Source organism: Streptomyces sp. NPDC030296 (assembly GCF_055572815.1).
The window spans coordinates 40035-65696 of record NZ_JBVICQ010000025.1 but is presented as its reverse complement, the minus strand read 5'-3'; the positions used below and the strand labels follow the sequence as shown (position 1 = coordinate 65696).

Annotated in this window: 24 protein-coding genes and 1 pseudogene; 16 read left to right on the top strand and 9 right to left on the bottom strand. The window is 70.9% G+C overall.

The genetic code is table 11. The features are described from left to right. Positions 1 to 652: maltotransferase domain-containing protein (locus ACZ4Z3_RS39730; RefSeq protein WP_468505623.1), on the bottom strand; the 652-nt coding region annotated here is incomplete at its 3' end. Positions 653 to 710: 58 nt separating this feature from the next. After that, positions 711 to 1007: a DUF5133 domain-containing protein gene (locus ACZ4Z3_RS39725; RefSeq protein ID WP_468505622.1), complete on the bottom strand. Its 297-nt coding sequence runs from the start codon at positions 1005 to 1007 to the stop codon at positions 711 to 713. A gap of 317 nt (positions 1008 to 1324) precedes the next feature. Between ACZ4Z3_RS39725 and ACZ4Z3_RS39720 the strand changes: the two genes are divergently transcribed. Beyond that, entirely contained in the window at positions 1325 to 1909 is a 585-nt protein-coding gene (locus ACZ4Z3_RS39720; protein ID WP_468505621.1) for a pep a2, read from the top strand. A 158-nt stretch (positions 1910 to 2067) separates the two neighbouring features. Continuing rightward, entirely contained in the window at positions 2068 to 4161 is a 2094-nt protein-coding gene (gene glgX / locus ACZ4Z3_RS39715) for a glycogen debranching protein GlgX (protein WP_468505626.1), read from the top strand. Between the two features lie 90 nt (positions 4162 to 4251). On the opposite strand, the gene ACZ4Z3_RS39710 is transcribed toward glgX, so the two are convergent. Further along, positions 4252 to 5052 (bottom strand): glyoxalase/bleomycin resistance/extradiol dioxygenase family protein, encoded by an 801-nt coding sequence (locus tag ACZ4Z3_RS39710; protein WP_055541103.1) that lies wholly within the window; start codon positions 5050 to 5052, stop codon positions 4252 to 4254. A gap of 232 nt (positions 5053 to 5284) precedes the next feature. Between ACZ4Z3_RS39710 and ACZ4Z3_RS39705 the strand changes: the two are divergent. After that, a pseudogene (locus ACZ4Z3_RS39705) lies at positions 5285 to 5485 on the top strand (MFS transporter); the annotation flags it as partial. 67 nt (positions 5486 to 5552) lie between these two features. On the opposite strand, the gene ACZ4Z3_RS39700 reads toward ACZ4Z3_RS39705, so the two are convergent. Genes ACZ4Z3_RS39700 through ACZ4Z3_RS39685 form a run of 4 tightly spaced genes read right to left on the bottom strand, consistent with a single transcriptional unit; the run spans position 5553 to position 9737 of the window. Then, entirely contained in the window at positions 5553 to 6584 is a 1032-nt protein-coding gene (locus ACZ4Z3_RS39700; RefSeq protein WP_468505620.1) for a LacI family DNA-binding transcriptional regulator, read from the bottom strand. Beyond that, the gene (locus tag ACZ4Z3_RS39695; protein WP_468505619.1) at positions 6581 to 7486 is read right to left on the bottom strand and encodes a carbohydrate ABC transporter permease; all 906 of its coding nucleotides are present in this window, start codon (positions 7484 to 7486) and stop codon (positions 6581 to 6583) included. The genes ACZ4Z3_RS39700 and ACZ4Z3_RS39695 overlap by 4 nt, the downstream gene beginning before the upstream one ends. Further along, complete coding sequence (locus ACZ4Z3_RS39690) at positions 7483 to 8418, bottom strand: carbohydrate ABC transporter permease (RefSeq protein WP_468505618.1); 936 nt, start codon at positions 8416 to 8418, stop codon at positions 7483 to 7485. The genes ACZ4Z3_RS39695 and ACZ4Z3_RS39690 overlap by 4 nt, the downstream gene beginning before the upstream one ends. After that, a complete protein-coding gene (locus ACZ4Z3_RS39685; RefSeq protein WP_468505617.1) occupies positions 8415 to 9737 on the bottom strand; it encodes an ABC transporter substrate-binding protein in 1323 nt (440 codons plus the stop codon). The genes ACZ4Z3_RS39690 and ACZ4Z3_RS39685 overlap by 4 nt, the downstream gene beginning before the upstream one ends. Positions 9738 to 9922: 185 nt before the next feature. On the opposite strand from ACZ4Z3_RS39685, the gene ACZ4Z3_RS39680 reads away from it, so the two are divergent. The 3 genes from ACZ4Z3_RS39680 (at position 9923) to ACZ4Z3_RS39670 (ending at position 14311) form a co-directional block, all read left to right on the top strand. Next, positions 9923 to 11944, top strand: a complete 2022-nt coding sequence (locus ACZ4Z3_RS39680) for a beta-galactosidase (protein ID WP_468505616.1) — start codon at positions 9923 to 9925, stop codon at positions 11942 to 11944. Between the two features lie 133 nt (positions 11945 to 12077). Further along, positions 12078 to 13646 carry a glycoside hydrolase family 53 protein gene (locus ACZ4Z3_RS39675; RefSeq protein ID WP_468505615.1) on the top strand — a complete coding sequence of 523 codons (1569 nt, stop codon included), beginning with the start codon at positions 12078 to 12080 and terminating at the stop codon, positions 13644 to 13646. Between the two features lie 77 nt (positions 13647 to 13723). After that, on the top strand, positions 13724 to 14311 hold the full coding sequence (locus tag ACZ4Z3_RS39670; protein ID WP_468505614.1) for a hypothetical protein: 588 nt from the start codon (positions 13724 to 13726) through the stop codon (positions 14309 to 14311). Between the two features lie 77 nt (positions 14312 to 14388). Here the strand turns inward: ACZ4Z3_RS39670 and ACZ4Z3_RS39665 are convergent, their stop codons facing one another. Together ACZ4Z3_RS39665 and ACZ4Z3_RS39660 are read right to left on the bottom strand one after the other, a co-directional pair. Further along, on the bottom strand, positions 14389 to 15201 hold the full coding sequence (locus ACZ4Z3_RS39665; RefSeq protein WP_468505613.1) for an acyl carrier protein: 813 nt from the start codon (positions 15199 to 15201) through the stop codon (positions 14389 to 14391). A 271-nt stretch (positions 15202 to 15472) separates the two neighbouring features. Then, a complete protein-coding gene (locus tag ACZ4Z3_RS39660) occupies positions 15473 to 16306 on the bottom strand; it encodes an ATP-grasp domain-containing protein (protein ID WP_468505612.1) in 834 nt (277 codons plus the stop codon). A 204-nt stretch (positions 16307 to 16510) separates the two neighbouring features. Here ACZ4Z3_RS39660 and ACZ4Z3_RS39655 point away from each other — a divergent pair, with 204 nt between their 5' ends. The 10 genes from ACZ4Z3_RS39655 to ACZ4Z3_RS39610 all read left to right on the top strand — a co-directional run bounded on the left by ACZ4Z3_RS39655 (position 16511) and on the right by ACZ4Z3_RS39610 (position 25606). Then, positions 16511 to 17497 carry an SMP-30/gluconolactonase/LRE family protein gene (locus ACZ4Z3_RS39655; RefSeq protein ID WP_468505611.1) on the top strand — a complete coding sequence of 329 codons (987 nt, stop codon included), beginning with the start codon at positions 16511 to 16513 and terminating at the stop codon, positions 17495 to 17497. A gap of 90 nt (positions 17498 to 17587) precedes the next feature. After that, a complete protein-coding gene (crcB, locus tag ACZ4Z3_RS39650) occupies positions 17588 to 18070 on the top strand; it encodes a fluoride efflux transporter CrcB (RefSeq protein WP_468505610.1) in 483 nt (160 codons plus the stop codon). Beyond that, the gene (locus ACZ4Z3_RS39645; protein WP_468505609.1) at positions 18067 to 18483 is read left to right on the top strand and encodes a DUF190 domain-containing protein; all 417 of its coding nucleotides are present in this window, start codon (positions 18067 to 18069) and stop codon (positions 18481 to 18483) included. Before crcB (ACZ4Z3_RS39650) ends, ACZ4Z3_RS39645 begins: the two co-directional genes overlap by 4 nt. Beyond that, positions 18480 to 18854: a fluoride efflux transporter CrcB gene (crcB, locus tag ACZ4Z3_RS39640; protein ID WP_468505608.1), complete on the top strand. Its 375-nt coding sequence runs from the start codon at positions 18480 to 18482 to the stop codon at positions 18852 to 18854. The genes ACZ4Z3_RS39645 and crcB (ACZ4Z3_RS39640) overlap by 4 nt, the downstream gene beginning before the upstream one ends. 92 nt (positions 18855 to 18946) lie before the next feature. Further along, the gene (locus ACZ4Z3_RS39635) at positions 18947 to 19780 is read left to right on the top strand and encodes an undecaprenyl-diphosphate phosphatase (RefSeq protein ID WP_468505607.1); all 834 of its coding nucleotides are present in this window, start codon (positions 18947 to 18949) and stop codon (positions 19778 to 19780) included. Between the two features lie 163 nt (positions 19781 to 19943). After that, on the top strand, positions 19944 to 20621 hold the full coding sequence (locus tag ACZ4Z3_RS39630) for a FadR/GntR family transcriptional regulator (protein WP_055714253.1): 678 nt from the start codon (positions 19944 to 19946) through the stop codon (positions 20619 to 20621). Further along, entirely contained in the window at positions 20618 to 22060 is a 1443-nt protein-coding gene (locus ACZ4Z3_RS39625; protein WP_468505606.1) for an amino acid permease, read from the top strand. Before ACZ4Z3_RS39630 ends, ACZ4Z3_RS39625 begins: the two co-directional genes overlap by 4 nt. Before the next feature lie 8 nt (positions 22061 to 22068). Further along, positions 22069 to 23121 (top strand): asparaginase, encoded by a 1053-nt coding sequence (locus tag ACZ4Z3_RS39620; protein ID WP_468505625.1) that lies wholly within the window; start codon positions 22069 to 22071, stop codon positions 23119 to 23121. 72 nt (positions 23122 to 23193) lie between these two features. After that, on the top strand, positions 23194 to 24606 hold the full coding sequence (aspA, locus tag ACZ4Z3_RS39615) for an aspartate ammonia-lyase (protein ID WP_468505605.1): 1413 nt from the start codon (positions 23194 to 23196) through the stop codon (positions 24604 to 24606). A 61-nt stretch (positions 24607 to 24667) separates the two neighbouring features. Continuing rightward, positions 24668 to 25606 (top strand): glutaminase, encoded by a 939-nt coding sequence (locus tag ACZ4Z3_RS39610; RefSeq protein WP_468505604.1) that lies wholly within the window; start codon positions 24668 to 24670, stop codon positions 25604 to 25606. Positions 25607 to 25662: the final 56 nt, after the last annotated feature.

Sequence of the window (25662 nt, the reverse complement as noted above, 5' to 3'; positions counted from 1 at the left end):
GGGGTTGTTCGGCGGTGCCCTCGGAGCGGGGGAAGAACTCGTACCAGGAGCCGAACAGGGCGCGTTCGCGCTCGACCAGCAGGGGCAGCGGGTCGCAGGAGGTGACCAGCTCCCGCAGGGGATGCCGGGCCAGGACCTCGTCCACCTCCGGCGCCAACGCCGCCGCGAAGCGCTCCGCGACAGGCAGCGTGTCGTCCCGCAGCCGCCGCACGGCGGTCATCAGCACGGCGTGCGCGTCCGCCTCCGGAACCCCGGCGGCGGCACGCTCGTACAGTTCGGCGCCCTCCTCCAGGACGAGACCGCCGTCGATGCCCGCCGGGACCTTGATGTGCGCGACCCGGCGCCAGGTGGTGACCGGGTCGCTCCAGGCCTCCACCCGATACGTCCACCGGCCCACCGACGTCGGAGTGACCGAGGCGGCCCACCGGTCGGTCCCGGATCCGAGTTCCCGCATCGGCGTCCACGGCGCGGGGCGGCCCTCCGGGTCCTTCAGGACCACATTGGCCGCGATGACGCCGTGCCCTTCCCGGAAGAGCGTCGCGGTGACCTCGAAGGTCTCTCCCACCACCGCTTTCGCGGGACGTCTCCCGCACTCGACGAGCGGGCGGACGTCCCTGATGGGGATACGGCCGATGGCCGGGGTCTGGCTCATGGGTCTCACCTCCGCCGAACTCGGGATGGGAACTGCGCCGAACGGGTGGCGACGCGCCCTACCACCCCGCGGCGGAACGCCGCTCGGGCGGAGGGCCGTGGGGCACCGCACGGCTCTTGCGGGTCTGACCGGTCTGCTCCTTGAGGTACGCGGGCAGAGTCGTCTGGAGATAGCGCTCGGCGGCGGCCACCGCCTCCCGGGCGCAGCGCTTCCCCATCAGCACGCACAGCGTGTAGCCCGAGTCCTCGAAATGGTCCCGGGCGGCCCTGTCCGCGGGGGCGGCGAGCATCACGCGTTCCCACATGCGGTAGCGCCGCAGCTGTCTGGCCACCTCGTTCTTGGCGGGCAGCAACATGTGCTGATCACCTCCCGGCACTCTCGGTGGAGCACGCTTCCCGTGGGAGGCCGTGCGCTGAGGAGCACCGACGCAATGAGGAGCCGGTGCCTTCACTCATGGTGCACGGACGGCGACGACGCGTCTTGTTGGCGCTTCAACCACCTCGTCCGTCGCTCGTGTTGCACGAATGGCGTAGCCACCCCACGCTGGAGCTGACTCAGAAGTGATCGGTGCTCACGCTCCGTGTCCCTGAATGCGTCCCGCGGACCGTTCCGGGGCTCGTTCCAGGAGGAACGGAGCGGGGCGGGAGCTTCGCCGGTGAGGAGCCAACGACGATGAAGACCGCAGTGCCTCGCTACTACCACCTCGACGTGGAAGTCAGTCCGGAACGGGTCGGACAGGTCAGGCGCATCCTGGCCGCCCACCTTCGGTTCTGGGACCTGGAAACCCTCGTCGAACCCGTCTGCCACAGCGCCGAACTGCTGCTGCACGCGATCGACGAGCACGCGTCGGACAAGAACACCTCGGTCGAGATGTGGTGGAACGGGCAGCACCTCATCGCCGCCATCGCGGAGAACGACCGCGAGCTGCGCCCCGACCGCGAGCTGCGCCCCTGCCTGACCCGCATCGCCGCGCTCAGCGACGGCTGGGGCTGCTGCGCCACCGACACCGGCAGCACGGTCATCTGGTTCACCCAGCGGGCCCCCGTCGACGAAAGCGTCCCCCTCGTCCCCACGGCCCCCTCGCCGACCCTGCGCGAGGTCCTCCAGGTGCCGCGCGAGGTACGGGTGGTCGCGCTCGCCGGCCCGCAGGGCGACGCCCCGGCCGACGCGCCGGACACCGCCGCGGCCGCCGCGACCGCGGACCGGCCCGCGAGCCGGGTGTCGACCGTGTCGAGCACCTGCGACGCCGCGCGGTGACGGGGCGGGGGAAACGGAACGGGCGCGCGCGATCCGGCGGGAGCGGGTCCGCGCGTCCGGCCCACAAGGACAACGCGCGGAAGGACAACGCGCAGAAGGACAACGCGCGGGCGGACAAGGAGCCGTCCGCGCGGCCGCACTCGCGCAAGCCCGTCACCGTGTGGAGCGGGCAGCCCTACCCGCTCGGCGCCTCCTACGACGGCACCGGCACCAACTTCGCGCTGTTCAGCGAGGTCGCCGAGGGAGTCGACCTCGTCCTCGTGGACGACGACGGCGGCTCCCGCACGGTCCCGCTCACCGAGGTCGACGGCTTCGTCTGGCACGGCCACCTCCCCGGCATCGGACCGGGACAGCGCTACGGCTACCGTGTGCACGGCCCCTGGGACCCGGCCGCCGGACACCGCTGCAACCCCGCGAAGCTGCTGCTCGACCCGTACACCCGCGCCGTCGACGGGCAGGTGGACAACCACCCCTCGCTGTACGACCGCACCGCCGACAGCGCCGGGCACACCATGCTCGGCGTGGTCACCGACCCCTACTTCGACTGGGGCGAGGACCGCCGGCCCCGCCGGCCGTACGCCGACACCGTGATCTACGAGGCCCACGTCCGGGGCCTCACCCGCACCCACCCCGACATCCCCGCCGATCTGCGCGGCACCTACGCCGGGTTGGCGCACCCCGCGATCATCGAGCACCTCACCTCGCTCGGCGTCACGGCGATCGAGCTGATGCCGGTGCACCAGTTCGCGCAGGACGGGGTGCTCCAGGACCGGGGCCTCGCCAACTACTGGGGCTACAACACCATCGGCTTCTTCGCGCCCCACAACGGCTACGCCGCCCACGGCACCCGCGGCCAGCAGGTCACCGAGTTCAAGACGATGGTGAAGGCGCTGCACGCCGCCGGCCTCGAAGTGATCCTCGACGTCGTCTACAACCACACCGCCGAGGGCAACGAGAAGGGCCCCACCCTGTCCTTCCGGGGCATCGACAACGCCTCGTACTACCGGCTGGTGGACGGCGACTGGCAGCACTACTACGACACCACCGGCACCGGCAACAGCCTGCTGATGCGGCACCCCTACGTGCTTCAGCTGATCATGGACTCGCTGCGGTACTGGGTCACCGAGATGCACGTGGACGGCTTCCGCTTCGACCTAGCGGCCACGCTGGCCCGGCAGTTCCACGAGGTGGACCGGCTCTCGGCGTTCTTCGACCTCATCCAGCAGGACCCGGTGATCAGCCGCGTCAAACTGATCGCCGAACCGTGGGACGTCGGCGAGGGCGGCTACCAGGTGGGCAACTTCCCACCGCTGTGGTCGGAGTGGAACGGCAGGTACCGGGACGCCGTACGGGACTTCTGGCGCGGCCGGCCCGGCACGCTCGGCGAGTTCGCCTCCCGGCTGACCGGCTCCGCCGACCTGTACGAGCACAGCCGGCGCCGGCCCCGCGCCAGCGTCAACTTCGTCACCGCGCACGACGGTTTCACCCTGCGCGACCTCGTCTCGTACAACGACAAGCACAACGAGGCCAACGGCGAGGGCAACCGGGACGGCGAGAGCGTCAACCGCTCATGGAACTGCGGTGCCGAAGGCGAGAGCGACGACCCGCGCGTCCTCACGCTCCGCTCCCGCCAGCAGCGCAACCTGCTCTCCACCCTGCTGCTCTCCCAGGGCATCCCCATGCTGTGCCACGGCGACGAGCTGGGCCGCACCCAGGGGGGCAACAACAACGCCTACTGCCAGGACAACGAGGTCTCCTGGGTCGACTGGCGGCTCGACGACGAGCAGCGCGCGCTGTTCGACTTCACCCGGCGGCTGATCGCCCTGCGCGCCGCCCACCCGGTGCTGCGCCGCCGCCGGTACTTCCGCGGCTCCACCGTCACCTGCGCGGACCAGCCGCTGCCCGACCTTGTGTGGCTGACGCCGGACGCCCACGACATGACCGACGAGGACTGGGCGCGCCCCGACGCCCACTCCGTCGCCGTGTTCCTCAACGGCGACGCCATCGCCGAACCCGACCCGTACGGCAGGCCCGTCGTCGACGACTCCTTCCTGCTGCTGCTGAACGCCCACTGGGAGCCCGTCGCCTTCCGCCTGCCCGGCACCGCCTACGGGGAGCGCTGGACCACCCGCGTCGACACCGCCGCCGAGCCGGACGGCACCCCCGACGAGACGGAGCACAAGGCGGGCACCGAGATCGTCGTCGCCGCCCGCGGCCTGGTCGTACTGTCACGACCCTCCAGGACGGCCTGAACGACGGGCACGGAACCGCCCCGGCGGGTCGCCGGGGCGGTCAGGGTCGCGGTCCGATCGGGGTGGACGTTTCGCGGTCGATCGAGGCGGTCAGGGTTCGCGGTCCGAGGTGATCGTGAACTGGGCGCCGTCCGGATCGCGCAGCACCGCCTCGTGCGGGCCCTGGGTGAGGACGGTGCCGCCGTGGTGCTGGGCGGCCTCGACGCAGGCCGCCACGTCGGAGACCGAGAAGTGGACCTGCCAGTGCGGCCGGATGGTGGGGTCGGGCGCCGCCTCCAGCGCCCCCGAGGTGATCCGGGCGACGACGTCGCCCTGGCTGCGCAGGACGACCTCGTTGGCCTCGTAGCGGACCTCGCAGCAGCCCGGCTTCCCGGAGGCCCACTCCAGGACCTCGCCGTAGAAGATGGCCGCGTCGAAGGCGTCCCGGGTGTGGAGGCGGACGAAGGCGGGCGCGGCGCGGTGCCAGGCCTCCCAGTCCGTGAAGAGTTCCCCCTCCCAGATGCCGAACGTCGCCCCGTGGCGGTCGGCCAGCAGGGCCGCCCGGCCCGGCGGGAAGGACAGCGGGCCGACCGCGACGGTGCCGCCGCGCTCACGGGCCCGTGAGGCGGCGGCGTCCGCGTCGGACACCGCGAAGTAGGGCGTCCAGGCGACCGCCATCTGCCAGAGGGTCGCCACCCCGGCGATCCCCGCGACCGGCACACCGTCCGCCAGTGCGATCCGGAAGTGGTCGCCGAGCTTCGCCGTGCGCCATGTCCAGCCCAGCACGGCCTCGTAGAAGTCCTCCGTGGCCGGCAGGTCCCGGCTGGTGAGGCTCACCCAGCAGGGTGCTCCGCACACGGATCGGGTGGACACGACACTCGTCGTGCCCCTGGGTTTCGTCTCGCTGTTCATGGCAGTCGCGTCCTGGTCTAGTCCACCGGCACACACCGGCCGCACTCCAGTGTCCAACCGGAACCGGAGTCGGCGCCTGCCGAGTACCCCCGAGTCGGCGTTCCGATGCCGGTGACGACGCGATTCTCGGGCGACCGTTCGGGTGATGACGTGCGGGTTCCGGAACTTACGGCGCGACACCGCGCACATGCGCTCCGCGTCCGGCGAGGGGAGGACGCGGCACATGGCCGACATGAAGGAACGTTCTCCTCGTGGGTCCGCGACCACCGGCTCCGCCGCGCCCCACCCGGCCCTGGCCCTGGCGGCGATGCTGTTCGCCGTGTCGATGACCTTCATCGACCAGACGATCGTCGCCATCGCCGCCCCGAGCATCGTGGACGAACTCGACCTGTCCTCCTCGGGCATGCAGTGGGTGGTCAACGCCTATCTGCTCGGAGACGCCCACGCCCCGGCGGCAGCCCGCGCACCACTGAGGTCCGCCGCCCGGGCGCGGCGGCGCCTCAGGTGGAGTCCCGCCGGACCAGCTCCGTGGGCAGGATCACCGCGGCCGGGTCCTCGCCGCCGATCTGTGCCAGCAGGACCCGGACCATCTCGTTGCTGATCCGGTCGTACGGCTGGCGGATCGTGGTGAGGGCGGGCACGGACTCCGTCGCGGCGGCCGAGTCGTCGAAGCCGCCCACGGCCACGTCCTCCGGCACCCGGCGGCCCGCCCGGCGCAGCGCCGTCAGCGCGCCCTGCGCCATCAGGTCGGACGCCACGAACACCGCGTCCATGTCCGGCACCCGCTCCAGCAGCCGTTCGGCGCCCGCCTCACCGCTGGCCCGGCTGTAGTCGCCGGACACGATCAGCCGCTCGTCGATCTCGACGCCCGCCTCCGTGAGCACCTCCTTGTAGCCGGCGAGCCGGTCCACACCGCCCGGCGTGTCCAGCGGTCCGGTGACCACGCCGACGCGGCGGCGGCCCAGCGACAGCAAGTGGCGCACCATGTCCCGGGCGCCGTCCCGGTCGTCCGCCGCCACATAGCTCACCTTGGACCCGAGCCCCATGGGCTTGCCGCACTGGACGAGCGGCACCCCCGCGTCCCGGAGCTGCTCGGCGACCGGGTCACCGGAGTGGCTGGACACCAGAAGCACCCCGTCGACATGGCCCGCCGTGATGTATCGCATGATCCGGCGCCGCTCGTCCTCCGTGCCCGCCACCATCAGCAGCAGGGGGATGTCGTGCGCGGCCAGCGCCTGGGTGCAACCCCGCAGCAGGACGTTGAAGTTGGGGTCCTCGAACAGCTTCTCCTGCGGTTCGGTGAGCAGGAACCCGACCGAGTCGGAGCGGCCCGTGATGAGCGAGCGGGCGTGCCGGTTCACGACGTAACCCGTCTTGCGGATCGCCGCGTTGACCGCTTCCTGGGCAGCCGGGCTGACGTAGCGACCGCCGTTGAGCACCCGTGACACGGTGCCCCGGGAGACCCCCGCCACCCGCGCCACGTCGTGAATGGTCGGCGGTCTGCGCCTGCCCCCCGTGTTGCTCATGGTCATGACTTTACGGCCCCGGACAGCAGGTCGAGGCTCCAGAACCGCTGGACGACCAGGAACAGCGCGATCAGCGGGAGCACCGCGAGCAGGGCGCCCGTGATCACCAGGGTGTAGAGCGCGGGGGTGTTGGAGCCCTGCTCCAGGAGCGTGTACAGGCCCAGGGTGATCGGGAACTTCTCGTCGTCGCTGAGCATGATGTACGGCAGCAGGAAGTTGTTCCACACGGCGACGAACTGGAACAGGAAGACCGTCACCAGACCGGGCACCATCATCGGCAGCGCGATCCGGGTGAAGATCCGCCACTCGCTCGCCCCGTCCATCCGCCCGGCCTCGACCACATCGGCGGGGACCGCGGCGGCGGCGTAGATCCGGGCCAGGTAGACACCGTACGGCGACAGCACCAGCGGCAGCAGCACCGACCAGTACGTGTCCGCGAGGTCCGCCTTCGCCAGCAGCAGGTACTGCGGGATCGCCAGGATCACCGGTGGCATCAGCACCCCCGCCATCAGGACGCTGAACACGGCCTCGCGGCCCTGGAAGCGGTAGATCGCCAGCGCGTAGCCGCTGATCGCGGAGACGGCGGTGGACAGCAGGGCGCCGAGGCCCGCGTACAGCGCGGAGTTCCCCATCCACTGCCAGTAGACGCCTTCGCGGTAGGCGTTCAGGTCGGACAGGTTGTCCGCGAAGCCGCTGCCCGGGAGGAAGGTGAAGGTGGAGAACAGCTCGCTGCCGGACTTGGTGGCCGCGATGACGACCCAGGCGACCGGCAGCAGACAGTACAGCGCGCCGAGCAGCAGGGTCAGCGTCGGGACGAGCGCGATCCGGCGGCGCGGCGGCGGGCCCTGGGCCGTGCCGGGCGTGGTGCCCGCGGCCGGGGTGGTCTTGCGGACGGCGAGAGAACTCATCGTGCGGCTCCTTGACTGACGTCCCGCTTGTTCCGGGAGTTCGCGGCCCTGAGGAAGCCGAACGACACCACCAGCGTGGCCAGTGCGATCACCACCGCGCCGGCCGCCGCCCCGTGGATGTCGCCCTTGCCGAAGGCGTCCACGTACACCTTCATCAGCGGACTCCAGGTCGTGGAGACGGAGTTGGTGAGGGGCTTGAGGGTGGTGGGCTCGCTGAACACCTGGAGGGTGGCGATGATCGAGAAGAAGAAGGTCAGCACCAGCGAGGGCGCCACCATCGGGATCTTGATGCGCAGGGCGATCTGCACCGGGGTCGCGCCGTCCAGCTTCGCCGCCTCGTACACCTCGACGGGGATCGCCTGGAGCGAGGTGTAGATGACGATCATGTTGAATCCGGTGCCGCCCCACACGGCGATGTTCGACAGCGCCGCGTACAGACCGCCGCCGTCGAGCAGGTCCGGCTGCGGCAGGCCCAGCTTCTCCAGCACGAAGTAGAAGGGGCTGACGTCCGGGAGGTAGAGGAAGCCCCACAGCAGGGCCGCCACGACGCCCGGGACCGCGTACGGCAGGAAGATCGCGAGCCGGGTGAACGGGGCCAGCCGCACCTTGTCGCTGTCCAGCATCAGGGCGAGAAGCAGCGCCAGGCCGAGCATGACGGGGACGACGATCGCGCCGTAGCCCAGCACGCGCAGCGCGCCGTCGAGGAACTCGGAGTCGCTGAGGGCGGCGGTGTAGTTCTCCAGCCCCGCCCACACCTCCTGCCGGGCGCCCGAGCCCAGGCCCAGCCCTTTGACCCGCACCTTGTGCAGACTGAGCCAGATCGCGTAGCCGATGGGCAGGGCGAAGAAGAGGGCGAAGAGGACCGTCGCGGGGAGGAGGAAGGCATACGGGGCCCCCTTGACCCCGTACGACGTCCGGCGTGCGCTGGTCACTCGGAGACCTCGAAGCCCTGCTTCTCCATGTCGGCGACCGTGTCGTCCCGCATCTTCCGCAGGGCGGCACCGAAGTCGGACTTGTCCTTGGCTGCGGCGCCGAAGGCGTCCTTGAAGCTGGTGTACGCGACGTTCACGTTCGGGCCCCACGCGGAGGGCGCCGTGGTCTTCGCGATGTCGGAGGCCGCGGTGTAGAAGTCCGCCTGGTTGGAGAAGAACGCCGGCGGCTGGGCGAACGCGTCACTGGTCTGCGCGGTCGTGGCGGCAGGGTAGATGCCGCCCTCCTTCGCGAGTGCGGTCAGGGCCCGCGGGTCGGTGTTCAGCCAGGTGGCGAACTTCGCGGCGGCGCCCTTGTGCTTCGAGTCGGTGGTGACGGCGGTCGAGGAGCCGCCCCAACTGCCGGTGACGTTCTCGGAGTCGGACCACTGCGGCAGCGGGGCCATCTTCCACTTGCCCTGGGTGTCGGGCGCGGCCGTGGTCAGGGTGCCCGGCGCCCACACGGCGCTGACCCAGGCGATCTGCTTGCCCGTGTTGAGCGCCTTGTTCCAGGCCGGGGTGTACATCGGCTGGTTGTCGATGGCGCCCTCCTTCACCAGACCGCCCCAGAAGTCGGCGACCTTCCGCGTCGCCGTGTCGTCGATGCCGACCTTCCACTTCTGGCCCTCGGTGGTCCACCACTTCGCGCCCGCCTGCTGGGCGAGACCGGCGAAGAGGCCCGAGTCGTTGGCGGAGAAGGTGGTCAGATCGACGTCCGGCTCCTCCTTCTTCAACTTCCGCGCGGTCGCGGCGAACTCGTCCCAGGTCTTCGGGACGGTCAGGCCGTACTTCTTGAACAGGTCCTCGCGGTAGTAGAACATCATCGGCCCGATGTCCTGCGGGATCGCGTAGACCGCGTCCGAGCCCAGCGTCGTCTGCTGCCAGACGCCGTCGGCGAACTTGCCCTTGGCGTCGCCCGACTCCTTGGCTATGTCGACGACCGCGTCATTGCTGACCAGCGTGGGCAGCGCCTGATACTCGGCCTGCACCAGGTCGGGGCCCTTGCCCGCCTTGTGCGCGGTGAGGATCTTGGTCACGAGGGTGTCGCCGGACGCCTGCTTCTTCACCGTGACGGTGATCCGCTGCTCCTTGCCGGGACCCTTGTTCCACAGGTCGACGACCTTGTCCATGCCCGGCGTCCAGGTCCAGTACGTCAGCTTCGCCGGCCCCGACTCTGCCTCGCCGTCGTCGTCGGACCCGCCGCAGGCGGCCAGTGTGGTCGCCCCGAGCGTCACGGCGACGGCAGTGGCCACAAAGCGCCGCTGCTTCGTGATGTTGGGCATGGATGTTTCTCCCCTGACCTGGGTCCTCACCTGTTGCGAAGACCGTGCCATGCTTCTGTGAGCGTTCACAGTAGAGAAACATCCAGGACACTTGTCAATGGTTGTTGCTGTGCGGTTATGTTGGGCTCACGCCGTCACCGCTGTGTGTGCACGTTCCCATACGATTGCCAAAACGGGAGAGATCCATGCCGGAGACCACCCCCACGGGCCTCACCAGGCTCGCCTTCGGTGGGGACTACAACCCGGAGCAGTGGCCGGAAACCGTCTGGCACGAGGATGTGCGGCTGATGCGCGAGGCGGGCGTCACCATGGTCAGCGTCGGCATCTTCTCCTGGGCCCTGCTGGAGACCTCCCGAGGCGTGTACGACTTCGCCTGGCTGGACCGGCTGCTCGACCTGCTCCACGAGCACGGCATCCGCGCCGACCTCGGCACCCCCACCGTCGTACCGCCGGTGTGGTTCTACCGGGAGCACCCCGAGGCGCTGCCCGTGGCCGCCGACGGCACCCGCTACGAGTTCGGCTCGCGCGGCGCCATCTGCCACAGCAACCCCGACTACCGCGCCGCCGCCGCCAACATCACGACCCGGCTCGCCGAGCGCTACGCCGGCCACCCCGCGCTCGCCCTGTGGCACGTGCACAACGAGTACGGCGTGCCCGTCTCCGCCTGCTACTGCGACACGTGCGCCGCGCACTTCCGCCGCTGGCTGGAGCGCAGGTACGGCGACGTCGCGGCGCTCAACGAGGCCTGGGGCACCGCCTTCTGGGGCCAGCACTACACCGACTTCGCACAGATCAACCCGCCGCGCGTGTCGCCCACCGTCGGCAACCCCGGCCAGGCCCTCGACTACAAGCGGTTCGCCGACGACACCATCCGCGAGAACTTCGTCCGGGAGCGGGACATCCTGCACCGCCTCGCCCCCGGCATCCCCGTCACCACCAACTTCATGACCGCCCTCAGCCAGTGCGACTCCCTCGACTACTGGGCCTGGGGCCGCGAGGTCGACCTCGTCACCAACGACCACTACCTGATCACCGACGGCCGCCGCACCCATGTGAACCTCGCGATGGCCGCCGACCTCACCCGGTCCGTCGCCGGCGGCGCCCCCTGGCTGCTCCTGGAGCACTCCACCTCCGGCGTCAACTGGCAGGCCCGCAACCCCGCCAAGGCACCCGGCCAGATGGCCCGCAACTCCCTCGCCCATGTGGCGCGCGGCTCCGACGGCGCCATGTTCTTCCAGTGGCGGCAGTCCCGGCGCGGCGCCGAGAAGTTCCACTCGGCGATGCTGCCGCAGGCCGGCACCGACTCGCGGGTGTGGCGCGAGGTCGTCGAACTCGGCGCGTCCCTCGACTCGCTAAGCCGGATCCGCGGCAGCCGCACCGTCGCCGACGTGGCCGTCCTGTGGGACTGGCACTCCTGGTGGGCGCAGAACCTCCAGTGGCGCCCCAGCGTGGACCACGACGCCCGCGAACGCGCCGACGCCTTCTACGAGGCCCTCTACGACCGCCACCTGACGGTCGACTTCGCCCACCCGGAAGCCGACTTGTCGGCCTATCCCCTTGTCGTCGTTCCCGCGCTCTACCTGATGACCGAGGCCGCGCGGGACAACCTCACGGCGTACGTCGAGAACGGCGGCACCCTCGTCGTGTCGTACTTCTCGGGGATCGTCGACGAGCACGACGCCGTCCACGAGGGCCCCTATCCCGGCGCCCTGCGCGAGGTCCTCGGCCTGACGGTGGAGGAGTTCTCGCCGCTGCTCGCCGGGGAGAGCGTACGGATCACCGGGCCCGACGGCTCCGAGCTGACCGGTGACGTGTGGACCGAGTTCGTGGTGCCGGACGGCGCCGAGACGGTCTGGACGTACGCCGACGGGCTCACCGCCGACCGGCCCGCCGTCACCCGGCACCGGCTGGGGGAGGGCTCCGCCTGGTACGTGTCGACCCGCCTCGACGCGCACGGCCTCGACGCGCTGCTCGGCTGGGCCGCCGACGACGCGGGCATCGCGCCCCCCGCCGAACTGCCGCGCGACGTCGAGGTGGTGCGCCGCACCGGCGAGTCGGGCGACTTCCTCTTCGCGGTCAACCACACCGCGCTCGACGCGAAGGTGCCGCTGGACGGCGACGGCACCGAACTCCTCACCGGCGAACGCGCGGCGGGCCACCTCGCCGTCCCCGCCGGCGGCGTCAGGGTCGTCCGACTCGGCCCCTGACCGCCCCCCGAACACCGGCCGGATTCCTGGGGACGTCCGGTCGGTCACGGCGGCGCCGCGCCCACGGCCTTCGGGCGCGACGCCGCCCCTCGCACCGCGCGACCGGGTCCCCGCCTTCGTCGAAGGGACGACGATGTTCCACGCGAGACACGCCCTCAGGGCCCTGCTCATACCGCTGTTCGCGGGCCTGACGCTCACTGCAGTGCCCGCCGGTTCCGCCCACGCGGCCTCCACCCTGACCAACGGGGGCTTCGAGTCCGACGGCACGGGCACCGCGACCCCGGCCGGCTGGTCCACGTACTCGGCGGCCGGGCAGAACTCCGCCTCCTTCACCGAGCCCGGTGGCCACGGCGGGAGCTACCGCCTCTCCCACTGGTCGCCGTCCGCGTACAAGGTGGAGACCTACCAGTACCTGTCCGGGCTGACCAACGGGAACTACAAGCTCACCGCCTGGGTGCGGTCCGGCGGCGGCCAGAAATCCGCGTACCTCGCCCTGAAGAACTGCGGCAGCGCCGAGCAGCGCACCGACATCCCGGTCTCCGCCAGTGGCTGGATCCGGATCGTCACCTCGATCGCGGTCACCAACAACCAGTGCACCATCAGCGTCAACTCCGACGCCAACGCGGGCAACTGGCTCAACGTCGACGACCTCACCTTCACCTCCGGCAGGACGGGCCTGTCCATCAAGGGCTCCGACGTGTCGTCGCTCGTCAAGAGCGAGGCCAAGGGCGGCGTCTACCGCAACAGCTACGGCACCGCGGGCGACGCCCTCGCCATCCTCAAGGGCGCCGGCCAGAACTGGGCGCGCCTGAAGGTCTGGGTGAACCCCGCCGACGGCTACAACAACAAGGCACGCGTGCTCACCGCCGCCAAGCGCGTCAAGGCGCAGGGCATGAAGCTGCTGGTCGACTTCCACTACTCGGACACCTGGGCCGACCCCGGCGCCCAGACCGTGCCGTCCGCGTGGACCGGCCACTCCTACAGCCAGCTGCGGACGGACGTCTACCACCACACCCACGACGTCCTGAGCGCCCTCAAGTCCCAGGGCACCACGGCCGACATGGTCCAGATCGGCAACGAGATCAACGGCGGCATGCTGTGGAACGCGGGCTCCACCGCCAACTGGCCGCAGCTCGCCGGACTGCTCAACTCCGGCTACGACGCGGTCAAGGCGGTCGACTCCTCCACCCAGGTGGCGCTGCACCTCGCCAAGGGCGGTGACCTGTCCGGCACCCGCTGGTGGTTCGACAACGCCGTAGCCAACAGCGTGAGGTTCGACGTCATCGGCCTGTCCTACTACGGCTACTGGCACGGCACCCTCGCCGACTTCCAGAGCACCCTCGACGACGCGGCCTCCCGCTACGCCAAGCCGGTGTTCCTCGCCGAGACGGCCTACCCGTTCCGCCTCGACAGCGAGGACGCCCACGAGAACATCATCGACGTGCCGAGCGAGCTGGTGTCCGGCTACCCGGCCACCACCGCCGGTCAGACGCGGTGGATGAAGGACGTCGCCGGCATCGTCGAGGCCGTGCCGAACGGCCGCGGCCTGGGGGTCTTCTACTGGGAGTCGACCTGGACCGCCGTCAACGGCAACGGCTGGGACCCCACGGACGCGTCCTCCGGGAACGGCTGGGAGAACCAGGCGCTGTTCGGCTACGACGACAGGCCGCTCCCGGCGATGGCGTGGTTCAGCCACCGCTAGCACGAGGGATCGAACCGGGGCTGCCGCGGGGGAGTCGGCTTTGCCGGTGGCCGGGGGGAGATGGATAGCGTGCGGGTATGGCGATGACGACGAAGCGGCGGGTCCTCTACCGGCAGGGGACCGGGTTCTGGCGGATGACGATGAAGTGGGTGCTGGTCTTCGGGGCCCTGTACCTGTTGGACGGCGGACTGGTCCGGTCATGGGGCGACGCCCTCGTCTGGCCGATGATCGGGGTCCTGCTGTGGGTGCCGTTCGGGGTCGGCGTCGTCTGGTATCCGAAGAAGGACCAGCGGGTCGTGCTGACGACGCGTGAACTGCGGGTCAGGCGCAAGCGGCTGCCGATGGAGAAGGTGAACCTGCTGCACGTGGCGAGGCTGTGGCTGGAGGGGCGGTCGACCGCGGACGACCGGCCGGTGCTGGACTGGCCACGGTTGGACCGGGTGGTGTGGGTCCCCTTGCAGGACGGCCGGGCGTTCGGCGTGGAGTTTCGCGACCCGGCCGCGTTCGCCAAGGTCTTCGGCGCCTTCGCGGTCGCGGCGTGCGGCGGACCGGACATCGTCCGGGCGAGGGCGGCCGCGGAAACGTACCCGCAGCCGCGTCCGATACGGGCCCGCCCAGCGGACGACGCCGGCTCCTGGACGGACCTCCTGGACATCTTCAACTGACGGCCGGAAGGGCCCCTCGGACCGCGTTCCAGGAGAGACGGGTCACCACCGTGCGCGGTGGTGACCCGTCGCCGGGGCTACGGACGCGGCAGCGAGGTGTTGGTGATCGGGAGCTTCTTGTGCGCGCCCGCCACGTAGAAGTCCCGCGGAGCCGTGCGCAGCGCGAACGTGTCGTCGTAGCCCGAGACGCGCACGGACATCACGAAGAAGCCGTCGTCCTCGGTGGTCGTCCTCACGTCGTACTGGCTCTCCCAGTTGGTCTGCAGGAAGACTTCGGTGCCCCCGGGCTCGATCCCCTTGGGCAGGGTGACCTTGCCCTGAACGGTGAGGATGTCGCCCGCCTTCACCTTCTTCTTGTTGACCTTGTAACTGACGGAGCTGGTCTTGGCTCTGGTGGTCACGCCGGTGTCGGCGTAGTAGCCGTCCTGCGGGGTGTTGAGGTCGCCGTCCTCGTCGTAGAAGGCCGTGATGTCCACGTTGCGCTGGGCGTTGAGCAGGCTGCTGCCGGACATGTGGTCGATGTTCACGTTGCGGATGGTGAACTTGCCGTTGGCGTCGGTGACCGGCTTGCCCAGGTCACGCGGCTCGTAGTAGTTGGGGTCGATCGGGTCGCCCCACGGGTTCCAGGTGGTGAAGCGGATGACCTCCTGGACGGTGACGGGGATGTCGGGTGCCGGGGTGCCGTCGGCCTTGGTGACGGTGCCGGTGACGTCGACGCGGCGTTTGTCGTAGCCGGTGCTGGTCGGGTTGGTGCTGACGTTCAGCACGTAGGCGTCGCCGGGAGAGGCGCCCGAGGGCTTTGCCGCGGCGGCGGGCGCGGACAGGGCGCCCGCGGTGAGCAGGAGGGCGGCGGTGGCGACGAGCCGGGTGTGCGGGGACTTCCTGGGCACGGGTCAACTCCGAGTTCGGTCGGGACTGGAGGAGTCGCGCCGGGCGGCACCGGTTCCGCCGCGGCGCAGGTGTGCGACACACCGGGTTCGACCGACGGGGTGGGGCGGGAGTTGCACCGCGGAGCCGCTGTTACACCACTGTGGCAGGACGCGGTTCCGTGCGGGTCGCGAGTTCACCTGGACGTCGACTCCCGGCCACCCCGGACCGGCCGGCAGCACCGTCGCCGGACGGGAAAGCCCGGCGTCTCGACGTACGGCCCCCTCCGGCCGTTCAGCGGCCGGCGGCGCGCAGGAAGCCGTGCAGGGAGCCGGCCACGGCCTCGACGAAGGCGTCCCTGGTGGACTCGGGGACGCGGTCCAGGGACAGATACGGGTTGAGGTCCTCCAACTCGACCAGCAGCAGATCGCCCTCCCGGATCCGGCACGCGTCCACCCGCTGGATGCCGTGGTCGAGGGTGTTCCAGTCGATGAACCGCCGGGCGAAGGCCAGGTCGGCCTCCGTAGGCGCATAAGGCTCCAGCACCCAGCGCCGCTCGGGGTCGGGGGCGTGCAGGGCGTACTGGAAGGTGTCGTCCACGTAGAAGAAGGACACCTCGTAGCGGAAGTCGACGCGCGGCTGCACCAGCACGTCGTCCCAGGTCAGGTCCGCCAGCTCGGCTTCGGGCACGAAGCGCAGGCCGATCGAGTCGGCGCCGGCCCTCGGCTTCGCCACATACACGTCGGCCTCGGGCAGCCGGACGAGGTCCTCGGGCCGGTCGACGGTGGGGATCACCGGGAATCCGGCCCGTGTGAGGTCGAGCAGATACTGCTTGCCGTCCATGTCGCCCCGGCCGGTCAGCGGGTTGTAGACCGGGGTGCCACTGGCCGCCGCCCGCTCGCGGAAGGCGTCGTACTCCCGCCGGTAGTGCAGCACGGGCCCGCTGTTGCGGACCACGACGGCGTCGAAGCCGTCCATGAGGGCCGCCGCGTCCAGCGGGTGGCACAGGGCGAGGTCGAACTGCGCGCGCAACCGTGAGGTGAGGAAGACGTCCTCGTCGCCGTAACGCCGGCCGCGGGCCGGGTAGGCCAGATCCGTCACGTACAGCAGGCGGGGGCGAGCGGGCACGGCACAACCTCTTCGATCGGTGGGGCCCAACCTAACCCGAGGTGGCGGACACGGAAGCGACCGCCTGCGAGGATGGGCCACCGACCTCAGGACCACCACAACCGGACGACCGTGACCGGTCCACACGACCGGTCCACACGACCGGTCCACACGACCGGTTCACCATGACCGGTTCACCACAACGGACGACCACCGGGAGGCGACATGGCGGGTACGACGCGTACCACGCACGGAGGGGGCACCGGCCTCGTACCGCGCGCGTTCGTCGGGATCGGCGGACGCGGACCCGAGGACGTCGTCGCCGACGACCGGGGCCGGGTGCTGACCGGCGTCGAGGACGGCCGCGTCCTCAGGCTGGAGGGCCTCGCCGAACCGGGGCGGGCCCGCGTCGAGACGATCGCCGACACCGGCGGCAGGCCGCTCGGCCTCGAACTCCTGCCCGACGGGGACCTGTTGGTGTGCGACGCCGAGCGGGGCCTGCTCCGGGTCACCACCGGCGACGGCACCGTCCGCGTCCTCGCCGACGAGGCGGGCGGCGAGCGGCTGCGGTTCTGCAGCAACGTGGTGGCCCTCACCGACGGAACGGTCTACTTCACCGTCTCCACCCGCCGCTACCCCCTCGACCGGTGGATCGGCGACATCGTCGAACACACGGGGACCGGGCGACTGCTGCGCCTCGCACCGGGGGAGAAGGAGCCCGAGGTGGTCCTCGACGGGTTGCAGTTCGCCAACGGCCTCGCTCCCTCCGCCGACGAGTCGTTCCTCGTGGTCGCGGAGACCGGTGCCCGGCGGCTCCTCCGCCACCGGCTCACCGGACCGGGGGCGGGCACCGCCGAACCGTTCGTCGAGGACCTGCCGGGCTCGCCCGACAACATGTGGCGCGGCCCCGACGGGCTGATCCGGGTGGCGCTCGCCGGCCCGCGCATCGCCGCGCTCGACCTGCTCCACCGCGCCCGACCCGCCGTGCGCCGGGCCGCGAGCCGGGTCGCGGTGCGGGCGCCGTACCGCCCCCTCGGCTTCGCCGGGGTCGTCACCGTCGACGACCGGGGCGGGATCGTCCACACGGCCGTCGACCGCCACTCCCGGTTCCGCATGGTCACCAGTGCCTGCGTGGCCGACGGCCGCCTCGTCCTGGGCAGCCTGTGGGAACGCGGCGTCGCGGTGTGCGAGCTGCCGGGGGCGGGCGACTGAGCCGCCGTCCGACACCCGCGTTACGCTGTCGATCAGCCGCGATCCGCCGGGCGGCGCGGCGGTGCGGACGCGAGTAGGAGACGTACGCACATGACAGTCCCGCACTCCGGCAGGGCCGAAGCCGCCGAGGCCCCCGCCGCCCCGCGGATCCCCGCCCGCCGGCCGTCCCCGTGGCACGGCCAGGGGCCCGTCGTCGCGGTGGTCGCCGTCGGCGGCGGCATCGGCGCGACCGCCCGCTACGGCGCCTCCCTGCTCTGGCCCACCGAGGCCACCGGCTTCCCCTGGACCACGTTCTGGGTGAACGTCGTCGGCTGCTTCGTCATCGGCCTCTTCATGGTGGTGATCACCGACGTGTGGGCGGCCCACCGTCTGGTCCGGCCCTTCGTCGGCACCGGAGTCCTCGGGGGCTTCACCACCTTCTCGACCTACGCCGTCGACATCCGGAACCTGGTCGGCGAGGGCAACCCCCGCACCGCCCTCGCCTATCTCGCCGCGACCCTCCTGGCCGCCCTCGCGGCGGTCTGGCTCGCGGCCACCACGGCACGCCTGATCCTGGCACGGAGGCGACGATGACCCCTGGCACCCCTGACACCCCTGACAGGGCGGACCACCGGACGCGGCCCCGGCTCACCGGACCGGCCCTGCGCCTGACCGTCCTGATCGGTGAGCAGGACACCTGGCACCACCGGCCGCTCTACAGCGAGATCGTGCACCGGGCGCACACGGCGGGTCTCGCCGGCGCGAGCGTGTTCCGGGGTATCGAGGGCTTCGGCGCCTCCTCGGTCGTCCACACCTCACGTCTGCTGTCGCTCAGCGAGGAACTTCCCGTCGCGGTGGTCGTCGTCGACACCGAGGAACGCGTGCGGGCCTTCCTGCCGGAGCTGGCGGACCTGGTCCCCGACGGGCTGGTGACGCTCGACGCGTGCGAGGTCGTCGCCCCGGCCGGCCCCTCCGGAACACATGAGGAAGGTAAGAGAACGTCGTGAACTGGGTGCTGGTCGTCGTCGGCGGCATGGTCGGCGCACCGCTGCGCTATCTCACCGACCGGGCCGTGCAGTCCCGGCACGACACGGTCTTCCCCTGGGGCACCTTCACCGTCAACGTCGCCGGCTCCCTCGTCCTCGGTGTGCTCACCGGCGCCGTGGCCGCCGGCGCCGCCGGCTCCGACCTGCGACTTCTCCTCGGCACCGGACTCTGCGGGGCGCTCACCACCTACTCGACCTTCTCCTACGAGACCCTACGGCTCGCCCAGGACGGCGCCCGCCTCCACGCCGCCCTGTACGTGATCGGAAGCGTCGCGGCGGGGCTGGGCGCGGCCTTCGCCGGCGTGGCACTGGCGGAGGCCCTCTGGACCTGAGCCGGGCACTCGTCCAGCTGTTCGGGGCCCTTACCCGGCTGTAGTACGACACTGCCTGTCGTCGCGTCCTCCGCTGAGCAGAACTGGACCACATGAGCGCCATCACCGTCGGTCAGGCCGTCGTCCTCGGAGCGGTGGAAGGGGTGACCGAGTTCCTGCCGGTGTCCTCCACGGGCCATCTGAAGATCACCGAGGGGCTCATGGGGATCCAGGTCGAGGACCGCGCGGTCGTCGGGTTCTCCGCGGTCATCCAGGTCGGCGCCATCGCCGCGGTGCTCGTGTACTTCCGCAAGGACATCGCGCGGATCTGCGGAGCCTGGCTCCGGGGACTTCGCGACGCGGGGGAGCGGGAGAACCACGACTACCGGTTCGCCTGGTGGGTGATCGCCGCGACCGTTCCCGTCGTGCTCGTCGGGCTGCTCGCCAAGCCGCTGATCGAGGGGCCGCTCGCCTCGTTGTGGGTGGTGGCCGGGTCGCTGATCGGCGGTAGCGCGGCCATGTGGGCCGCGGAGCGGGTGGGACGGCACAAGCGCGGCGAGGCAGACACCTCCTTCCGGGACGCGATGCTGGTCGGCGGTTCGCAGATCCTCGCTTTGCTGTTCCCCGGCTTCTCCCGCTCGGGCGCCACCCTGTCCACCGCGCTGCTGCTCGACCTGGACCGGGTCGCCGCCACCCGGCTCTCCTTCTTCCTCGGCATCCCGGCCCTGACCGGTGCCGGGCTCTACGAGCTGAAGGACGCCCTCGGGGCCGGCGTGGGCGCCGCGCCGCTCCTCGTGGGAACGGCCGTCTCGTTCGCGGTCGCATACGCCTCGGTGGCCTGGCTGCTGAGGTTCGTGACCCACAACTCCCTCAACGTCTTCGTGGCGTACCGGATCGTCGTCGGTGTGCTGCTGTTCGGGCTGCTCGCGGCGGGTGGCCTCGGCTGACGACGCCCCGGCGCCCGACCGTCGGAGGGTGACCCACCCTCCGACCAGCGCCAAGATCGACCCCGGCACCCCTTGACAGCCCCGTCCCGTCACCCGCAGGATCACCCCCGTGAACCTGTCAGACAGCCAGACAGGTGGCTCGGCACCCCGGCGCGTCAGCGCCATGGAAGCGGTGCTCACCCACCTTCGCGGCGCCATCGAGCGCGGCGAGTACGCCATCGGTGACAAGCTCCCCTCCGAGGCGGAGCTGTGCCGGCAGCTCGAAGTGAGCCGCCCGGTGCTCCGTGAGGCACTGCGCGCCCTCCAGGTGATGGGACTGACCCAGTCCCGCACCGGCAAGGGCACCTTCGTGATCGCGAACGCCGTCGAGGACCCCACCTTCGGCGACTACGCGGCGAGTGACCTGCTGGAAGTGCGTCGGCATGTGGAGATCCCGGTCGCCGGGTACGCGGCGGTCCGCCGCACCCCGGAGAACCTGGACCATCTGGCGCACCTCCTGGACCGGATGGAGCGGGAGACCGACACCACCGCCTGGGTCGCGATGGACACGCTGTTCCACCTGGCCGTGGCGGAGGCCGCCCAGAACCCGGTGTTCCGCCGGGTCATCGAGGAGATCCGGGACGCACTGGCGCGTCAGTCGGCCTTCCTCAACGAACTGGGCGGCCGTCGCGAGCAGTCCAACCGGGAGCACCGGGCCATCGTCGAGGCACTGATCGACGGTTCCGAACACGACGCGGTGGAGGCCATGTCCCACCACCTCGACCGCGTCGAGACCACCCTCACCGACATCGTGCGGTCCCCACGCACGACCAGTTCCACGGAAGGCGGACCCGAGGCGTGAGCGAGCAGCACCTCAAAGAAGAGACGCGCACACCGGCCGCACCCCATGTCGACGCGGGCGACGAGGGCTACAGCAAGTCCCTCAAGGCCCGGCACGTCAACATGATCGCCATCGGCGGTGCCATCGGTACCGGCCTCTTCCTGGGCGCCGGCGGCCGACTGGCCGACGCCGGCCCCTCCCTGTTCATCGCGTACGCCGTCTGCGGCGTCTTCGCGTTCCTCGTCGTCCGCGCCCTCGGCGAGCTGGTCCTGTACCGGCCCTCGTCCGGTGCCTTCGTGTCCTACGCCCGGGAGTTCCTCGGCGAGAAGGGCGCGTACACGGCGGGCTGGATGTACTTCCTGAACTGGGCCACCACCGGTATCGCCGACATCACCGCGGTCGCCGTCTACACCCACTACTGGGGCATGTTCTCGGACGTACCGCAGTGGGTGATCGCGCTCATCGCCCTCGCGGTGGTCCTCACCGTGAACCTGATCTCGGTGAAGATGTTCGGCGAACTGGAGTTCTGGTTCGCGATCATCAAGGTCGGCGCGCTCGTCGTCTTCATGTGCATCGGCATCTTCCTGCTGGTCACCCAGCAGCCCGTCGACGGCCACAACCCCGGCCCCGCCCTGATCACCGACAACGGCGGTGTCTTCCCCAACGGCATCCTGCCGATGCTGCTGATCATCCAGGGCGTCGTCTTCGCCTACGCCTCCGTCGAGCTGGTCGGCGTCGCCGCCGGTGAGACCGAGAACCCCGAGAAGATCATGCCCAAGGCGATCAACTCGATCATGTGGCGTGTCGGCCTGTTCTACGTCGGCTCCGTGGTCCTGCTCTCCATGCTGCTGCCCTGGTCCTCCTACAAGGCCGGCGAGAGCCCCTTCGTGACGGTGCTCTCCAACATCGGAGTCCCCGCGGCCGGCGGCATCATGAACCTGGTCGTCCTCACCGCCGCGATGTCCTCCCTCAACTCGGGTCTGTACTCCACCGGCCGCATCCTGCGCTCGATGGCGATGTCCGGCTCCGCCCCGAAGTTCACCGGCGTGATGAGCCGCAGCCAGGTCCCCTACGGCGGCATCCTGCTCACCAGCGGAATCTGCGTCCTGGGCGTCGGCCTCAACTTCGTGGTCCCCGCCGAGGCGTTCGAGATCGTGCTCAACTTCGCCGCGATCGGCATCATCTCCACCTGGGGCATGATCATGATCTGCCACCTGATCTTCTGGCAGAAGACCAAGAAGGGCGAACTGACCCGGCCGAGCTACCAGCTCCCGGGCTCCCCCTGGACCGAACTCGTGACGCTCTTCTTCCTCGCGTCCGTACTGGTCCTCATGTACGCCGACGGCGGCGCGGGCCGCACGACGGTGCTGTGCGTCCCGCTGATCGTGGGCGCGCTCGTGGCGGGCTGGTACGGCATACGCGGCCGTGTCGCCCGGAAGTCGACCGGAGCGGATGCGTGAACCAGGCAGTGACGTACCACCCCACGACCACCGGCGCCCCGGGTACCCCCGCGGCTCCGGTGGCCGCGGCCCCCGCGATCCGGGAGCCGCTCCACGCCCCCGTCGCCCACCTCGTACGCGGTGGGGTCATCGAGGGCATCCACTACGGCTCCGTCGTGGTGCTGGGTGCCGACGGGGAGGTGGAACTCCAACTCGGTGACATCGAGGCGGCGTTCTACCCCCGGTCGGCGCTCAAGCCGGTCCAGGCCGTGGCCATGCTGCGCGCCGGGCTGCCCCTGGACGGCGCACTGCTGTCGCTGACCGCGGCCAGCCACTCCGGCGAGGAACGCCACCTCGCCGGAGCCCGGCAGATCCTGGAGCTGGCCGGCGCCACCGAGGACGACCTGCGCAACGTCGCGGACATGCCGTACGGCCCCGCCGTGCGGGACGCGTGGATCCGGGACGGGCGCGGGCCCTCCCGGCTCGCGCAGAACTGCTCCGGCAAGCACGCGGCCATGCTCCACACCTGCAAGCTCAACGGCTGGTCCCTCGACGACTACGTCGACCCCGCGCACCCCTTGCAGCAGGCCATCGCCGAGATCGTCGAGGACCTCACCGGGCAGGCCATCGCCCGGGTGACCGTCGACGGCTGCGGCGCCCCCCTGTTCTCCGTCTCCCTGCACGGCCTGGCCCGCGCCCTCGCCCGGATCACCACCGCCGCCGAGGGCACCCCCGAGCGCCAGGTCGCCGACGCGATGCGCGAGCACGCCGAGATGGCCTCCGGCGCCGGGCGCGACGTGGCCGCGCTGATGCGGGCCGTGTCCGGACTGCTCAGCAAGGACGGCTTCGAGGGCGTCCAGGTCGCCGCCCTCCCCGACGGCCGCGCCGTCGCCGTGAAGATCGCCGACGGCGCCGACCGGGCCCGGGTCCCCGTCACCGCGGCGGCCCTCGCCCGCGCCGGCGTCGACCCGGTCGCCCTCGCCGAGTTCGCGGGCGCCCCGCTGCTCGGCGGCGGCCACGTGGTCGGCCACCTCCGCCCGGCCCGCGCCCTGGACCCCCTCACCCCCTCCGCGTACGCCTGACCACCTCGTACGCCCGAAACACCTCGTACGTCTGATCCACCTCAAACCTCAAAGAAGAGGACCCGTACCGCGATGACCGCCGCAGTCACCCGCAGCGAACACGACCTGCTCGGCGACCGGGACGTTCCCGCCGACGCGTACTGGGGTGTCCACACCCTGCGCGCCACGGAGAACTTCCCGATCACCGGCATGCCGATCTCCGCGTACCCGCATCTGATCGAGGCGCTGGCCGCGGTGAAGGAGGCCGCCGCCCGGGCGAACGAGGAACTGGGCCTGCTCGCCCCCGAGAAGGCGGCGGCGATCGTCGCCGCGTGCCGGGAGATCCGCGACGGCAAGCTGCACGAGCAGTTCGTGGTCGACGTCGTGCAGGGCGGCGCGGGCACGTCGACGAACATGAACGCCAACGAGGTCGTCGCCAACCGGGCGCTGGAACTCCTCGGCCACGCCAAGGGCGAGTACCGGTTCCTGCACCCCAACGAGGACGTCAACCTCGGCCAGTCCACCAACGACGTCTACCCGACCGCGGTGAAGATCGCGACGGTGTTCGCGGTACGGGGACTGCTCAAGGCGATGGCCGTCCTCCAGGACGCCTTCGCCCGCAAGGCGGTCGAGTTCCGCGACGTGCTCAAGATGGGCCGGACCCAGTTGCAGGACGCGGTCCCCATGACGCTGGGGCAGGAGTTCTCCGCGTACGCCGTGATGATCGAGGAGGACCGGTCCCGGCTCTCCGAGGCGGTCGAGTTGATCCATGAGATCAACCTCGGTGCCACGGCCATCGGCACCGGCCTCAACGCGCCCGCCGGATACGCCGAAGCAGCGCGCCGGCACCTCGCGGACATCACCGGGCTGCCGCTGGTGACCGCAGCCAACCTGGTCGAGGCGACGCAGGACTGCGGCGCGTTCGTGCAGATGTCGGGGGTGCTCAAGCGGATCGCGGTGAAGCTGTCCAAGAGCTGCAACGATCTGCGGCTGCTGTCCTCCGGGCCGCGCGCGGGGCTCAACGAGATCAACCTGCCGCCGGTGCAGGCCGGTTCGTCGATCATGCCGGGCAAGGTCAACCCGGTGATCCCCGAGGTCGTCAACCAGGTCGCCTTCGAGGTGATCGGCAACGACGTCACCATCACCATGGCCGCCGAGGCGGGCCAGCTCCAGCTCAACGCCTTCGAACCGATCATCCTGCACTCCCTGTCCGAGTCCATCACGCATCTGCGCGCGGCCTGCCTCACCCTGGCCGAGCGCTGCGTCGACGGCATCACCGCCAACGTCGACGAGCTGCGCGCGGCGGTGGAGAACTCCATCGGTCTGGTCACCGCCCTCAACCCGCACATCGGCTACACGGCGGCCACCGACATCGCCAAGGAGGCCCTCGCCACCGGCCGGGGCGTCGCCGAACTCGTCCAGGAGAAGGGCCTGTTGCCCGCCGAACGGCTCCAGCAGCTGCTGCGGCCCGAGGTCCTCGCGGGCAGTGGAGCCCTTCGCTCCTGACCCCGTGCGGGAACGGCCCTGACCTGGGTCTATGCTCCGGGACCGGTACAAAGGAGGCACAATGGTGATCATGACAACGACGTCGTCCCTCACCTTCCAGCCGGTCCTGGAGCGCATCGCCGAGGAGATCGAGCGGACCCCGGGCCGCGGTCGCCCCGCCGACTACATCCCGGCGCTCGCGGCCCGCGATCCGCGTCGCTTCGGCATGGCCGTCGCGGAACTCGACGGCACGGTGTACGGCGTGGGGGACTGGCGGGAGCCGTTCTCCACGCAGTCCATCACCAAGGTCTTCACCCTCGCCCTCGACCTGGCCCGTGAGGGCGACACCCTCTGGGAGCACGTCGGCCGCGAGCCGTCCGGCAACCCCTTCAACTCCCTGGTGCAACTGGAGTACGAGAACGGCATCCCCCGCAACCCGTTCATCAACGCGGGGGCCCTCGTCGTCACCGACCGCCTCCTCAGCCGCACCGGCGACGCGGCCGGCGAGCTGCTCGCCTTCCTCCGCGCGGAGAGCGGCAACCCGGAGCTGGACTTCGATGCCGAGATCGCCCGCTCCGAGTCCGCGCACGGCGACCGCAACGCCGCCCTCGGCCACTTCATGGCGTCGTACGGCAACATCGACAACCCGGTGCCGGTCCTCCTCGACCAGTACTTCCGCCAGTGCTCCCTCACCGCGTCCTGCGCCGACCTCGCCCTCGCCACCACCTTCCTCGCCCGCCACGGCGTCCGCGCCGACGGCACCCGTCTGCTCACCCGCAGCCAGGCCAAGCAGATCAACGCGATCATGCTCACCTGCGGCACGTACGACGCCGCGGGCGACTTCGCCTACCGCGTCGGCCTGCCCGGCAAGAGCGGCGTGGGCGGCGGCATCATCGCCGTCGTACCGGGCCGCTGCACCCTGTGCGTGTGGAGCCCGGGGCTGGACGAGCGGGGCAACTCGGTCGCGGGCGTCGCGGCCCTGGACCGCTTCACGACGCTGACGGGCCTGTCAGTCTTCTGAACGGCCGGGCCACGCCGTCTTGCGAACCACCCGGTCACCGTCTTGCGAACCACCCG